At 54.7% G+C, this 15,217-nt stretch carries 12 protein-coding genes and 1 pseudogene; 4 read left to right on the top strand and 9 right to left on the bottom strand.

What is annotated here, in order from left to right; genetic code table 11:
- Positions 1-42: 42 nt before the first annotated feature.
- The gene (locus ACUNV4_RS28280) at positions 43-1,467 is read left to right on the top strand and encodes an alginate export family protein (protein ID WP_430882025.1); all 1,425 of its coding nucleotides are present in this window, start codon (positions 43-45) and stop codon (positions 1,465-1,467) included.
- Positions 1,468-1,564: 97 nt separating this feature from the next.
- On the opposite strand, the gene ACUNV4_RS28275 is transcribed toward ACUNV4_RS28280, so the two are convergent.
- Positions 1,565-2,602: a hypothetical protein gene (locus ACUNV4_RS28275; RefSeq protein WP_430882024.1), complete on the bottom strand. Its 1,038-nt coding sequence runs from the start codon at positions 2,600-2,602 to the stop codon at positions 1,565-1,567.
- 256 nt (positions 2,603-2,858) lie between these two features.
- Between ACUNV4_RS28275 and ACUNV4_RS28270 the strand changes: the two genes are divergently transcribed.
- Entirely contained in the window at positions 2,859-4,949 is a 2,091-nt protein-coding gene (locus tag ACUNV4_RS28270; protein WP_430882023.1) for a hypothetical protein, read from the top strand.
- Between the two features lie 98 nt (positions 4,950-5,047).
- Here ACUNV4_RS28270 and ACUNV4_RS28265 read toward each other — a convergent pair whose 3' ends face one another.
- The 8 genes and pseudogenes from ACUNV4_RS28265 to ACUNV4_RS28230 all read right to left on the bottom strand — a co-directional run bounded on the left by ACUNV4_RS28265 (position 5,048) and on the right by ACUNV4_RS28230 (position 13,056).
- Positions 5,048-5,713 carry an ankyrin repeat domain-containing protein gene (locus ACUNV4_RS28265; RefSeq protein WP_430882022.1) on the bottom strand — a complete coding sequence of 222 codons (666 nt, stop codon included), beginning with the start codon at positions 5,711-5,713 and terminating at the stop codon, positions 5,048-5,050.
- Between the two features lie 74 nt (positions 5,714-5,787).
- A complete protein-coding gene (locus ACUNV4_RS28260; protein WP_430882055.1) occupies positions 5,788-7,155 on the bottom strand; it encodes a hypothetical protein in 1,368 nt (455 codons plus the stop codon).
- Between the two features lie 633 nt (positions 7,156-7,788).
- Positions 7,789-8,187, bottom strand: a pseudogene (locus tag ACUNV4_RS28255) (DUF6531 domain-containing protein); the annotation flags it as partial.
- Between the two features lie 238 nt (positions 8,188-8,425).
- A complete protein-coding gene (locus ACUNV4_RS28250; RefSeq protein ID WP_430882021.1) occupies positions 8,426-8,728 on the bottom strand; it encodes a putative quinol monooxygenase in 303 nt (100 codons plus the stop codon).
- A 203-nt stretch (positions 8,729-8,931) separates the two neighbouring features.
- A complete protein-coding gene (locus ACUNV4_RS28245; protein WP_430882020.1) occupies positions 8,932-10,008 on the bottom strand; it encodes an FAD-dependent oxidoreductase in 1,077 nt (358 codons plus the stop codon).
- Positions 10,009-10,027: 19 nt separating this feature from the next.
- The gene (locus tag ACUNV4_RS28240) at positions 10,028-10,168 is read right to left on the bottom strand and encodes a hypothetical protein (RefSeq protein ID WP_430882019.1); all 141 of its coding nucleotides are present in this window, start codon (positions 10,166-10,168) and stop codon (positions 10,028-10,030) included.
- 135 nt (positions 10,169-10,303) lie between these two features.
- The gene (locus ACUNV4_RS28235; RefSeq protein ID WP_430882018.1) at positions 10,304-11,308 is read right to left on the bottom strand and encodes a phosphotransferase enzyme family protein; all 1,005 of its coding nucleotides are present in this window, start codon (positions 11,306-11,308) and stop codon (positions 10,304-10,306) included.
- Positions 11,309-11,424: 116 nt separating this feature from the next.
- Positions 11,425-13,056, bottom strand: coding sequence for a phage tail sheath family protein (locus ACUNV4_RS28230; protein WP_430882017.1), 1,632 nt, complete (start codon positions 13,054-13,056; stop codon positions 11,425-11,427).
- 627 nt (positions 13,057-13,683) lie between these two features.
- Between ACUNV4_RS28230 and ACUNV4_RS28225 the strand changes: the two genes are divergently transcribed.
- Both ACUNV4_RS28225 and ACUNV4_RS28220 read left to right on the top strand, forming a co-directional pair.
- The gene (locus ACUNV4_RS28225) at positions 13,684-13,914 is read left to right on the top strand and encodes a lipopolysaccharide assembly protein LapA domain-containing protein (protein WP_430882016.1); all 231 of its coding nucleotides are present in this window, start codon (positions 13,684-13,686) and stop codon (positions 13,912-13,914) included.
- A 235-nt stretch (positions 13,915-14,149) separates the two neighbouring features.
- Entirely contained in the window at positions 14,150-15,031 is an 882-nt protein-coding gene (locus ACUNV4_RS28220; protein ID WP_430882015.1) for a LysR family transcriptional regulator, read from the top strand.
- Positions 15,032-15,217: the final 186 nt, after the last annotated feature.

Below are 15,217 nucleotides of genomic sequence, written 5' to 3'. Positions count from 1 at the left end.
ACCCGGGAGAGGCGTGGGAAAGCGAAATGCTGAGGAGATTCAATGAACACGATGACGATCATTCCTACTCTGTTGTTCGCCGTACCGCTTGCCCTGACCTCTACCAGTTGCTGGAGCGAGGAGGATGACGAGGATGCCGAATCAGCCCACGAGTCTGAAACGGTCCTGACACTCTCCTATGAGTCCCATCGCCATGCACTGTCAGCCGATGACGCGGAAGATCTGGTGTCCCCGGCCTTTACCGCTGAACTCGAGTTCAGGCGATCCTACCGTGTAAGCCAGGTTCTCGTCGGCCTGGTGGACATTGATTTGATTTCCGAACAGCAGAAATTCGAGGGCGACCTGCAATCCGATGTCGACAATCGTGCGGTGCTAGAGGAATACTGGCTGCAATGGAGCGGGAATACCGATACGAATACCTCATTACGTATCGGACGACAGAATATCACTGACGACGAGGGCTGGTGGTGGGACGAGGAACTGGACGCTGTGACCCTACGAGGACACACCGAACGATCATTCCACATGGTCGGACTGGGCCGAAGCTCAGACGCACCACGCAGCAACCCGGCGCCCCGGGATCCCGAACTGGACAGCATTTACTGGCTGTTCGGTCACCTGAGAATCAGACCCTCCGAATGGACTCAGTGGGATGTACATCTGACTGCTCGCCAGGATCGCTCCTCTCGCCATCAGCCAGCACGCCATCAAACTTCCGTCAATGCAGACTCCAGTGACGACGGCCTGGCCTGGATTGGCCTGCAGCTGCGCCAGGCCCATGTCACCAATCGTGGCCACCGATTCGAACTGCAGTCGCGGGGAGCGTGGATGGGCGGAACCTTGCGAACGCAGGCAGTGGAAGATGACGATAGCCCGGATGTCGAAAGTCCGGACTCGGACAATACGGACGATGATGATCAGGAAAACCAGCCGGATGTAGCGCCGGTGGATTCGGTCTCCGCAAATGCCTGGGCTTTCAGCGTCTGGCTGCACTGGACACCTCAGCAACTGTCAAACCACACATTGTCTCTGGGCTACTCCATCGGATCAGGCACAGACCTCGGTCAAGCTGAAGGTTCCGGCACCTTCCGACAAACCGGACTGCACTCGAACGAGATCGATCATCACTACTACGGAGAAGTCCTCGACCCGGAGCTGTCCAATCTGCGTATAGCCACGATCCAGCTTCGAGGACACATATTCGGCAGCACCCGCTATGCATTGACCCACCATCGCTATAGCCGAGATTCGCTCCATGACGATACTCTGGAGGCCGAGATCGACCTTGATCTGAATACCGGTGATCGCAGACTGGGACACGAAACTCGCCTGAGTCTGGAGTTCGAGCCAATCGATGGTCTGCAGACCGAGTTGAGTATTGCACGGCTGATTACCGGAGAGCTGATGGATTCCGGTCAAAGGGAATCGATCGATCGTATCGCGGTAGAGCTCACCTACGAATTCTGATGCTACCGTTGCCTGTCATCGAGACGCTGCCGGTGCGGTTTTGGTAGTTCAACCACACCGGCAAGCACGCCTGTAGCAGACTGAGGCTCCAGCGGCACTATTGAACCTGGAAACAGGCCTCGGTTCCCACCTGATTATGCGTAGCATCGCGAACCAGCACTTCCAGTTTTCCCGGGGCTCCGCTGTGTATGAATTCAGCAGGGATGATGAATTCGGTGGTGTCCGCATCCAGATCCACACTCAGGTGTACCTCTTCGCCTTCGAAGACAAATTGATAGATCTCCACCTCGATCTCACCCGGCATTCCGATGTCTGGATGGTGTGTGGTAACAGGGTCCCATTGAGCGCGCAGCCCACCCGAAAGCTCCATCATGGCAGACGGATCAAGGGCAGAATCATCCTCACAGCCCTCGAAGGGGCCCGCCGGGTTGGCTCCGATATAGATCGTCGCCGGCGCTGGCAGCACCTGAGAGAGCATCGTTTCTGCCTCGATGTCTTCACCGTCGATGGTTGTACCCTCGAAATCATAGATACCCGCGGGAAATCGGGCAAAGAAATCAGCCGGGGAAAGTTCGTCGAAAGTTGGTTCAGCACTTTCGAAGAAAAACTCGGTGAGCCCCTGCTTGGCCATGACCCCGCTTACTTGAACGTCAATCAACACACGACCATTGACATCTTCATATTTCAGATTCGTCCAGGCATCGCCGTCGACGACTGAGTGAATACCCAGATCTCCGTCGGTATTGTTGAGCTCGAAATACAACTCAGCTTCATCAAATTCCAACTCCTCCGAGTCGTCTGGCTCAAGATCGCCGTCATCATCATCGTCCAGGTAGAAAAAGCTGGCCGAGATGGCGGTGAACTGATTGCCATGGTCATGAGCGACAACCTGATACTCACTGTTCGAGAATATCGGCTCATAGCTGTTGGTCCCGTGCACAGTCGCAATATAGCCACCATCTTCGTAGATGTTGAAACTGGGAGCTTCGGACTCCCAGACCAGTGCATCATCCTGTTCGCCAAGATTGGTCGGCACATCCCAAGCCATGACGCCTCCTGAAAACGATCCGACCAGCAAGGCCAGGGTGGTCCAACTCGTGGTGACCAGAACACGCGTGTTTGTAGAATAAGTCACTGTCCTTCCCCGATTTGTGAATGGAGTAGACAGATTGCCGCCAGCAGTTCATCGCTGGCTTACCCGCAGTTCATCACTTGGTGATAAACACGGGATGCAAGCATTTTTTTCGCCACTCTTACCGAGACAGGCCAGCGGGCATATTGATAGATTCGCGCTTGGGCCGATCGCTGAAGGCGACTTCAGCGCGCGCCTCGAACCCGCTTTCACACCTTTTCGATGCTCGGTAAAACCAGACCGTTGCAAGAGCGTTCACATGAAAACTCATCCCGCCTGTTTATCTCTCCTTGCCATACTGGCATTGTCGTCATGCAGTGATTCCCCGAACACGCCAGACGCCAGTCAGGACGATGGCATGACGAACGGCAGCGACGATGGTTCAGATAACGGCGGTAGCAATGGTGGTGGCGACAGCAATGGCAATGGCAATGGCGGCGATTCCACAGGAAGTGGAGTCGGCAACCTCCTGTTTCCCGCCAGCATCGAGGATCCAGCCACTCGCACGCTGTCCGTACAGCGCACACTGAACGGTGTCATGCTCAGCGATAGCCGCTTTGGCGGTCGTGAAGGCAGCCTTCCCATCGCTGATACAGACGGTGACGGTATTTCCGATTACGTATTTCTCGCACCAGCTGGAATGGTCAGTGAATGTGCAGCAGGCGTATTACTGCCCTCGGCAACGATCTCCAGCTCGACCCTGACCACCTCTGATCTCGAAGGATCCTTGCGCATCATCTACGGCTCTGGCGGTAATTGTCTCGATGTCACGTCGATATATGAGATCGGGGATGTCAATGGCGATGATCGAATCGACATCGCAGCTTTTGTGTCCCCCGCTACTGGCTACGGCCCCGGTGTCGGCGCTGTCATCTTCGGTGGTCTGACTGACTCATTGATAGATGTGCGTTCACTTGATGGACAGAATGGCTTCAGCCTTGACGATGTGGTCCCTGCCGGATTCGATCGAGGTCTGACGACACTGGGAGATTTCAATGCCGATGGCTTCGACGATGTGCTCGTCAAGACTCTCGGAGAATCCTCGTCGCAAGCCTGGAAGATCATTGAAGGCAGAGCAGGTTTTCCCGCAAATCGAAGCTCCGATGAATTGGATGACGGCGAAATTCTACTGACACTCCGACCTCAAGCGTATATTGAAGCAGCGGGTGATGTGGATGGAAACGGCGCTGACGATATATTGGCCCTCAATCGCGTGGAACTCGGCCCTCAGGTCATTTACGGACGCAGCGGAATAACGAACGCGACCATTGCAGACGGTGTCGAACTGGTTCGCGATTGCTCCGCCAGCACCTACTGTGCAGCGTCAGCCCTGGGGGATGTCGATGCCGACGGGTTTGACGACCTGGTCGTCAATCATTCACTTGGCACATCGGGATGCGGATACGGAGCACGTTCAGCCATCTTCTATGGCAGCAGCAATGGGACCACTACCGTTGACACTCTCGACAATCAAACCACTCCATCAGTAACTCGCCTTGTAGAAGCTGCTGCCAGCCCTTGTATCGCCGGTGGCGGATTCGGAGACGTCGGCGATATCGACGGCGATGGCATTACCGACTTCGGGATGCGAGGTGCTTCCAGCGACGCCATCGTCTTTGGCAGGTCAGGGTCGCGCCCGGACATCATCTGGCTGGATGACATGGATGGCTCTGTCGGATTCCGCCTGCCACGTGACCACCGCAACGGCCCCCTGGACGTAGACGGCAACGGTCGTGACGATGTGGTTTTCGAAGACGGTAGCGCCTTCCCCGGTCAGCAACGCAGCCTGGACGAGAACGGCCCAGGATTCACTCGCATCGAGCGAGGCCCCGCCTTTCTGTCAGCACGCTGGAACGCATCGACCCTGTCTGCTGCTGCCGGCTATCGCCTGGAGTTCGGAGGACGACTTGTTGAAGAACTGAATGCTGACACACTGACCCACACCTTCGATCCGCTCGACGGTGCAGCGGCAGAGATTACTCTGTCAGTCATTGACGAGAATGGCTCCGTTCTGTCCCAGAGTGTGCGTCAGGTACCTGCATACGAACCACTGGAGAGTCTGTCATCCATCATCTATGGAGCACGTCTCGTGCAGATATCCTTCGGCGGCGATCCTGCCGTACAAAGGTATGGCCGCTACCTGATCTGGCGCAATGGGGTGCCACTAGCCCGCGCTCCCGCCGGCGCCCACGACTATGTTGATGACACGGTACAACCCGGAACCAGCTACGAATACCATGTCACACCGGACTACCTGCCACCGAATTCACTGGACGCCACAGCCTCCGATGCGAGTCCGGTCATATGGCGACGCAGTGAAACCATCGAACTTGCAACTCCAGCAGGTTGATCAGGCAGTAGTTTCTCGACTGCACGCGGTCCGGTCAGATTTACGGCCGGGCCTCGTGGCATCTGTCTGACAGCAGAGACTTCAGACAAGCTTCGTCGTTAGTCAGATTCTTCACCTCTGCTCCACAGCCTGACTTCATACCCACTTTCTCGCAGTTTTTCGGCCAGTGTCAATCGATGGATATTCTGGGCGGAAGATTCATTGACTTTCTGGCGCTGCAGAATGCTCGCATCGGTACGCAACTGCGCATCCGTGTAGTTTCCCTTGTTGAACAACCAGTCAGCCAATTCGTACTTTCTGACGAGGATGGCCTCCGACATCACGCTCATTGGCTTGCGGTTGACACAAGCATCACAAGGAGTTCTCTCTGGTTGTGCACCTGCGTCTACCAGCAACTTCAATGCATTGAGATTTCCAAACCGAACAGCACAAGTCAATGGTAATGAAATTGCGCTGCTGATATCCGTCTGCCGAAAATTGACGTCATTACCACTCTCTATCAACAATTTCAAATATTCTTCTCGACCTGACTCCGTTGCTGCACACATAACCCAGCCGAACTGTGAGTCGTCCAACCACGCCGTTGGATCTGCCCCATTCGATAGATGGCTTTTGAAACTTTCATAATCCATGTCAAGTAAAGAGTCTCTCAATGCGAAATCACTACTATCAGCAGTGATTTCATGCTGAGGCAGCTCTCTCGCATGGGAAATTTCCTGACCAATGAAAAAATGCACAAAGAAAGAAGCTATCAACAGATTCATGACTCGAGGAACAATTCGAGTAATCGGTATCCGTGAAAAAATTGAACGCATTTAGTCTGCTCTCCTGAGACCCGTCAAACACATAAATTCCTGTCAATCGACTCAGCGAGCGATTGTCTGACTGCTTTCATACCATGAAGTGTCACGCCGATTCTCACGCCATATGTCAGCCGCGAGTTCTGATCGACATTCTCCTTTATCCAGGAAAAACTCGGACGCCTCATGAGATGAAAATTCCCCGGCGGCTCATTCGTGAAATCGATATTTGTCTGGATATCACTAAGGAGCTCTCCACTCACGCTATAAATGGTCGTATTGCTGGCCGAGGATTCATAGTCGATGTTCAACCTGCCCGCGGACTCCTGTGTCAAAGCGGCTGGATTGAAAACGATTGCATCACCCGCGCCTGTGCCTGCGGCGGCAGTTGCCAAACCGCCTCCCAGAGAATGCCCTACAAACGTCAATTGATCTGATGGAACAACCTCCGCGAGAAGCCCGGCGAGCCGAACTGCCTTCTCATACTGAAATGCTGAAAACCCAAATTCCTGTTCAATGTTGGATAGCCAATCACCACCACTGACAAAATCCGTTCCAGCAAAAGAGACAATATATTCTTCGTTTTCCCTGTCATGGAATATTTCAGCATGGAATGATCCATCATGCAGATCTCTTAATTCCAGACCCAGAGAAGCCAGATCTGCCTCCACAAACCTGGTGCTGCAATCCGCATCGATATAGGCGCACTCCGCCACCTCGGCATAATCTCGAGTCCTGAGCAATGAAGCGCAGTCTTCGAGAGGATCCTGGCAAGGATCTGCTGCTCCTGCTTCCGATGAATTTCTGGCCTTGCGTGTCTGTCCCGAACCATGCCTGCCTGATTTCTCGGCATTGGACCACCATGCCTGATCAAGTTCTTGCCCGGTGACCAGGCTTCCAACGGTCAGCTCCTTGCTCGTTTGCTCGAGAAATTCGGACGCCATCCCGGCGATCTGACCCATGCGAGCCAATGCCGCGAATGCTACCTCCCGGTTTCTGCCAGTTGCCTTGCTCCTGTTTGCATAGCGAATGACATCATCGCCTGTCACCACTTGCCCGTCATTGAAATCCTCCAGGACGCCACTCAACCACTTGACATCAACGAGACGGCCAGTCTGATCATATTCCGACTCAAGCAGATGAGTCGTTGCGTCGCGATCCAGCGAGTACTGTACCGTGGCTGGATATCCCATCTCGCTCAGTGACAGTACTGTCAGTACATCGTGCGGGTAACGTTGCACCTGTGGCGCATCTTCCGGCTGTCTCTCGGTAATCGAGTTGGTCGAGCTGGTCGAAGCCGGAGTTGTCTGTTCGGCACCCTCACCACGTCTGTCCAGTGCAATCACCTGCCCTTGGTCATTCAGTGTCCAATCATGGATTTGCTCGACACCGTTGCGGAATGACACTCGTGTGACACCGGAATCTTCCTCGCCTCCCGGCAAATACGACAGAGTCAGATCAGGAGGGCCTCTCTCGCTACCGTCAGAACGAATGTTGCTGCCGCTGGAATAACTGACGGCACGTCCCAACTCGTCATAATGCCAACGGCCGATTATCCTTCCCACACCATCCGCACGTTCGGTCAGCAGGGCATGATTCAGAGCATCACGATACTGATAGCGACGAGCGGCATCCCGGGCGGCCCCAAAGGGATAGATAGCGGAAATCAGATTCTGACGTTCGGAGTAATTGAACCGAATCTGTTCCCTGCCAGGCAGGTCTACACTCTGCAAATGTCCAGGGGCTGACATGTTCGCTGACATGTCATAGACAGGCAACCCCACATCTCCCGCGGCATAGTTGAATTGCAGCGTCCGCCCGAGATCGTCTGTCACGGAGTGCAGACGCATGCCGCGATACATCAGGCTCAAACGCTCGCCATCAGCAAACGTGAGACGAGTGAGAAAGGACCCATGGAAGGAGAGTCTGCGGCCGTCCGGCAAATACCAGACGTGTGCCCGGTTGACAGATTCAACCACGTACCCGTCCGAGACGTCATTGGCTCTGAACAAGTCTCCCTGTCTGAAGAATTCTATCAACCGTCCATCAGATTGCTGGATCTGACGAATGTCCTCACCATTGGTGGACAACACCACCGAGTAGGTATGCCGCCAGCCATTGCCCAAGCCGAGATTTACTGCGGCATGTGAACTGTTGTAGTGCCTTGCCAGAGAGAGCCTGGAACCACCCAGCCTGATATCGATCTCGCTCTGGTATTTGTTGCCAGACACCACATCGATGGGATTACCCACGTGTTCTGAACGAGAACTACTCGGTGCATTGGCGCCTACATCGACACTGCTGCCACAAGCCGGTTGTCCGGTGGAGGATGCGATGGGACATTCCAGTGATACCCCAAGCGCCTCACCGGCAATTGTCAACGACGCGAGAAGCAGCGCAGTTGCGGGCAGGCGCTGTATGGCGCGAGTCCATTCCATGTTCGATACCCAATCCTTGGTAAAGTCTTCATGTGATTTGTTGGCAAACTAGCGCGACCTGTCGCCACTGACAAGACGCGCGTGTCGGAAAAGCCGATTACTTCATGTATTGACTTCGAAACCGTCTGGTTTCAACGTTGACAAGCTGCGGAGGCCAGCATGAACAGCCTCTCTCCTTGGCAGATGACTCAATTGCGAGCCTGCCGGAAACCCTGCCTCGGGAAAGCCCCTCTGTCATTCAATCGAGAACGTGGACCGTTTTGCCAACCATGATGTCTGCCACTGATTTGCCGAATGCAGCCATGTGAGCGGAAGCGGAGTGCGCCTTGAGATCGTCTAGCGTGTCCCATTTTTCAATGACAACCAGTGAATCAGGACCGACCTTGTCCTGCGATGCCCCTGCATTTTCTGCATCCGTAACCGGTTGATACTCGATACAGCCTTTTTCTGCGTGAACCTGAGGCACCACCTTCGCTATAGCCTCCAGCAACTCGGGGCCCTTGCCTGGCTTTGCGGTAAGAATTGCGACAACGTGAATCATGGATTTAGGGAAATGAATATTCGTGGATCGAACCTCCATGTTATCAGGCTGGAATGCGTTCTTCCCGTCTTCGCATCAGCGCTGGTGATTTACTCATGGAGGAACCAAATCAGATTCGACCGCCTGACTCTTGCCTGACTCTTGCCTGACTCTTGCCTGACTCTTGCCTGACTCCCGGCAAACTCCCGGCAAACTCCCGGCAATCAGCGTAATTCAAGCAACCGTCGAAGCAAAGGCTCCCGCAATCTGTCGTGTCGCTCGAGTAGCTTCAGCATCGTTGACAACACGAACCTCACGACAGGACTACGGGTTGTCATCGCACGGCGTGCTCGCTCACTGAACTTGATGGTATCTCGCCCGGCTGCATGGCGAGTGACACCATAGCCTTCCAGATCGCCTTCGATAATTCGTCTGGCCAGATCCGCGGCGTCGGAAATCCCGAGATTCATGCCTCTACCGCCAACCGGTGAATGGCAATGAGCCGCATCTCCAACCAGGTATACAGGCCCGTGATTGTACTGCGGCACCTGTCGCACCGAGATTCTGAATGTAGCTGTTCGACGGGTTCGGGTGACCGTGATGGGCACGGGCAAGCTCTTGACAGCGTCTTCCGTATTGGCGATGACGCGTACGCGATTCTTCTCCAGTGGTGCAACAACCGCAACACGCCCACCCGACATGCGAAACACACTGAACACGGATGTGTCCCAACCTTCTACATCGATATCTGCAATGGACCACAACTCAGGGAGATCGAAGCCTTCGAACGCCATCCCGAGACTCCTGCGAACGTTGCTGCGCACACCGTCGGCCCCGACCACCAGATCGTATTCCCTGACCTCTCTGCCTCCTTCACCGGAACACAATGTGGCTATGGCGTGAGATTTCTTCAGATCAAGTGATACCAGTTCGACGCCATGTCCAACCGTGACACCTGCATTCTGCAAGGCAGTTTTCAGAATGGCTTCCGTTCGGTCTTGTGCCAGACCCAACAACATCGACTTCTGACCACTCTCCGCAAGCAGTGACACACGGGCTGTCTGTTTCGCATCGACATGAAAAACGGCTGCCTCAAACACAATGGCCTCCCGTCGTATCGTTTCCGCCACTCCGGAAGCTTCGAAAATCTGCATGCTCGATGGCAGCAGACCGACAGCACGGGAAAAAGTCGATCCAACCGGGTTCTTCTCGATGATATCCGGCTTCAAGCCTTGACGGGCAAGTTCAAGCGCAACGGTCAGTCCGGCCGGTCCTGCCCCCACAACCAGTACTCTCTGCATGCCCTTCCCCCTTGAAATCTCAACACGACAGGCGCCAGTGCTCACACGGATCGATGAGCCTGCCACCGACACCGACACCGACACCGACACCGACACCGACACCGACACCGACACCGACACCGACACCGACACCGACACCGAAGTCATTATAAGGACTCAAGCATCTTGCCCTCATGATTGTTGAATGTCGCATGAACAGGCGAAACAAACTGCACCGCAACGGCCGCTTTCCGTACCAAGAACCAGTCCTTGTCTCGGAATCGCTGCCCCAATATCCGACCGACGTCGCAATGCGTTACTCCTGCTGCAAATAGCGTCTTGCCAGCTCCGCCGTCACCGGCACGAAAACAGGAGCCAACTCCCTTGCAATATCGACCTCGCTGTGAGTCCCTATCCAGGCGCACAAGGCCAGGCGCCGCAACATCACAAAGGTGTCCATCTCGGCTTCGTCATCGTCGGTCAATGGGCGGGCTCTACGATAACCGGCAATCCATGCTTCCTTCAAGGCGGGAACTTGCGGGTGATCCTCCATGAAACTGATCGACGCAGCAAAGTCGTACATGAACCACCCTGATCCACAGTCATCAAAATCAATCAGCCGCGTCGCCCCGTTGTCAATCAGCAGATTGGCCAATCTCATGTCTGCGTGAATAAGGCCATAGCGATCGCTACCGGTTCCGTATTGCTGTAATCGTTGAATGATACGCTCCTGAAGGTGCTCCAATAGCTCCATAGATTCAGCGTCCATGGCGGGTGCGTGACGCCAGTCACCCCATATCGGTTCATCACCAAAAACTGCTGCCAGGTCCCAGACGAGACGCTCGAACCCTGAAGGTCTACGCCAGCCCAGTGAGTGCAGATGAGTACGCGCCGCAATCTCGCCCAGCTCCTCGAAGGAGGATACAAGGTCCTGTGTCGGGTGCGGCTCAATTCCCTCAATGAACTTGAACAGTACAAGATAGCGTGTTCCCGGCATCCCATCAACGCTCCACTCTTGCACTACCTCACCGTTACGACCAGCAATGGATTCAGGAGCTGGCACCTGCCCGTTCTGGTTCAGATCCATCATCCAGGCCAGTTCAGACAGAATCGCCTGCCGTGAATGATAGCCCTGCCGATGTACGCGAAGAACAGACCTGTAACCACCAGAAGCCTCAACTAGAAAGGTGGCATTTTCGGACAAATTGATCAAACGGGCCGTTGCTCCAGCCGGTAGTGGCCAGAGTTGCAGAGCCTCATTCGCCAACACCGCTACACGCTCCAGAAACTGCTCGTGAGTCAACCCTGCTTCTTGCAACATTCATTCTTTCCTGATGGTGGCATCTGATCCTGTCGTGGCGGACCAGCACTCTGCTCAATCGGGGTGGAATGATAACCAGAATTCAATAAACACGCCGGTGCCGATTTCTCTCAAGATCAATGGGTTTGCATATCGAGGGTAATGGTGATGACAAGGAATTCCGCCGGACGCAACAATGCCATCATCACCTGAATGTGCAATTGCCCTTGCAGGACGTCCTGCTCGGTCATGGTCTCTCCCAGTCCCAGACGTACGGCATAAGCCTCATCCGCCTTGCTCCCCCTCAATCCCCCTTGCCGCCAGATGTCCTCGAGAAACGGGTTGATCACTGACTTCATCGCGTTCCAGGTACCAGCATCATTGGGCGAGAATACATACGCCTGGCAGGCACGACGAATCGAGTGTTCAACCATGATCACCGTTCGACGCACACTGATGTAGCGCCATTGATCACTGTTGCCATCCAGCGTTCGACCTCCCCATACCAGCACACCTCTTCCTGCAAAAGACCGGATGGTATTGATGGACTTTCCCTGGGGCGTATTGTTGAGATCCTGCTGATCGTCATCGGTGAGACGTACCGCAGGTTTCGATATTCCGTTCAAGCTGACATTGGCCGGTGATTGCCAGACTCCACGACCAGTGTCAACGGAAACATAGAGTCCGGCAACTGCCCCTCCCGGCGGCACCAGCGACAGCAATTCCCGGCACTTGCGAACATACTGCCGATAGGCAAGGCTGCGTTCGCGCAACGCGAGCTCCAGTTTGCCAGCATCCCCGTCTATCTCTATCGAAGTGCCCAGCTGAAGTCCTTCGATCAGTCGGTTTGACAATGCCTGAATATCTCCAAAGTCAGCATCGCTGTCGACTTCCGCGTCACAAGCGACTGCCTCTCCAAGACCGGCGTCCGATTCATGTCCTCGCTCTTTACCCTGCTCCTTACCCTGCTCCTTGTCCTGCTCCTTGTCCTGCTCCTTGTCCTGCTCCTTGCCAATGATTCTGCCCAAGGTCATGCGACTCTCGCTATCAAGATTACGGAATGACGGGTCAGGCAGCAGCGATGGCTTCAAGTACAACCACGGATAATAGGCGGCACCGTAACTCAAGTGGTTGATACCGAGTGCTCCGCGAAACTGCCCGATGCAATCCTTGCCGTCGTCGCGTGAGCGATAGCCTTCAGGAATATCAAGAATGGCAAACCGACCCTCGCTTCGCGCACAATGAGCCAGTACTGCCTGCTGGACCGAGACGCACTCGCTCAGGGAATCCAGAGACACGGCATCAGGAACAAGAACCAGACTGGGCTCTGCCACGTTCTCCAGCACCTCCAATCCTGCGATCAATGTCGCTGCTGCAGGTACCTCCCCATAGTCTCCAACCGAGATGATGTAGCAGGATTCGCCACCATTGAGATAGAACAACTCCAGACTCTGAAACAGATGGAATGCAGGCGTCACTCGACGCAAGGTATAGGAAGCGGCACCGTCAGCCATGGCCGGTTCCCCGGTCTCATCGCAAGAGAATTCATCAATCGTCAGCACCGGATCAGGGCCTGCCCCGAACACCCGTTCGAACTCGCCGAACGATGCAATCCGAACGGGCTTGCCGCTCAGACTTTGATCAGCCTCGCCGGCTTTGCGGGTATAGCCGATGAACACCGGTACACCGGTGGGGACCGCCACAATCCGCGAGGGCAAAACCTTGATTCCGTCGTTCGTCACCATGGGGTTGTCGGGTGAATTCGCCATGTTGCCATGCCTCTACGCACAGTTGATCGTCGAACGGCTACAAGACAACAAGCAATGACGTCTCCGACTACCCTGGCAAACGATGATGGTCAGCCACTGCCCCGAATCTCAGAAAAATAGAGGCCGTAACAAAATATTGCCTTGCGTCAGATTCGAACCTCTTCGCCATTGATGCATGTCTGCAGACGACTCGACTGCAGCTTGAACCCTTCACCATACGCTCAAGGCATGGTGGTACACAAACACCTATCAACAAATTATTTTTATCATTGTCACAATTTTATTCAATTTTACTTGTTGAAGGTGTTACCCGATCATTCGCGCCACTCGACAACCGACCGGAAACAAGCTGGAACCCACCCAACCAGAGATTCACAGGACGCATCCCCGGAAACAAAACGGAAGGCAATCGGATAACTTCCGATGTGTCTCGAGGTCCGGGTTGGGAAGAGTACTGAGGTGCATTCACCTGTTATCGATCGCGCAGATGGCGACAATTCTCGACCCGTTACTCCATACAACCGCGATGCGCCGCTACCGTGCCATGAACGTGTTCAGGCAGGCACACAGGGCCTGTCATCCAGGAATCAACAGAATCACTACCGCGACAACAACGATACCTTTCGAATGAATACAAACTATCTTCGCACCCGAATAGGCATATCCATGATCCTGTTTCTGATGGTAGTGATCTTCAGTGCGCAGAATGTCGGCCTGGTCGATATCCAGTTTCTCCGCTGGCGCTTCGAAATCCCGCGTTCAGTGCTGATCGGGTTGGTACTGCTGATCGGTGTCATGATCGGCTGGAGTGCTCGTACCCTGGGCGACGCTCTCAAGTGCCAGCGCGGCAAGTCGTGAGGTTATCGCAGCAGAGCAGAACGTCAATACTCGCAATCACTTACTACCGCCCGGGAGCGAGCTCGACACTACAAATGACTGTAGAAGACCGAACCACTTGCCACACTCCGAACGATGATGGATGGCTATGACTACCGCTGACGCAGCGCTTCATCCCCAGAGCCTGATTCAACACACAGAAGCATTCGGTAAGGTATATGCTTCAAGGCTTGTCTCCTGAAATCAACTGTCGTTCATGGACATAGAGCTGCTCCGAACCTTTCTTGAAGTCGAGCGATTACGGCATTTCCGCAAGGCCTCCGAAGAACTGTTTGTAACACAGGCGGCTGTCAGTTCCAGAATCAAACTGCTCGAAGAAACGCTGGGCGTGCCCTTGTTCATCCGTCAGAAGCGGCAGATCGACCTGACACCGGAAGGGCACCGCTTCAAACGCTATGCGGAACGCCTCATTGCGGAGTGGCGCAAGGCTCGGCATGATGTCTCACTCGGACAGACAGCGTCCCAGCTTGCCGTGGGCGGTACTATCCGGGTCTGGGATGCCGGAATGCAGGAGTGGGTACACGATGTGCACCGCACCTATCCGGAGCTGGCCCTCATTCTCGAATACCACACTCCCGAGACACTCATTCGCAAGCTTCTCGACGGACAGCTTGATCTGGGGTTCATTCTGGAACCTCCCCAGATCGATATCATCAATATAGTGCAAGTGGCAGAACTGGAGCTGGTCATGGCCTCGACCCGTCCGGACGTCACTGTCGAAGAGGCCATGGCAGATGGCTACATCAGTGTCGACTGGGGACTGAGTGCTGCGCTCCAGCATCGCCGACTCTATCCCGATGCCCCGGAGCCCGCCATACGAATCGCCAACGCCAGTGTTGCGCTGGATTTCATTCTGGAGTTCGGTGGTGCAGCCTACTTTTCCTGGCGCGAAATCGCGGATGAAATCAAGGGCGGCGAGGTATTTCTGGTTCGTGACGCTGCACCCATTCCACGTAGCGTCTATGCCATTCATCCGGTGCGCACAGACCGCCTGGACCTGATCAGCGATGTCATCAGCGAGTTCAAATATCGCGTTGCCCTGCCAAAACGGCCACGTCGAAAAAAGCAGGATAACTAGTGGATCGACCGGAAAACAAGGTGATACTCAGAGTCCGCGTACGCCCGTCCGACAAGGCGACCCGACGAAGACGCACTGGAGTGCGACGAGCAGGGGCAACGTCCCTGAATATTGCAAGCATGCAGGCCGAATTCATGGAAAAACATATGGCAAAAGACACCAATCCAGCTACCCTAACCAGAACAC

Source organism: Granulosicoccus sp. 3-233 (genome assembly GCF_052681095.1).
This window is presented reverse-complemented; position numbering and strand designations above follow the sequence as displayed.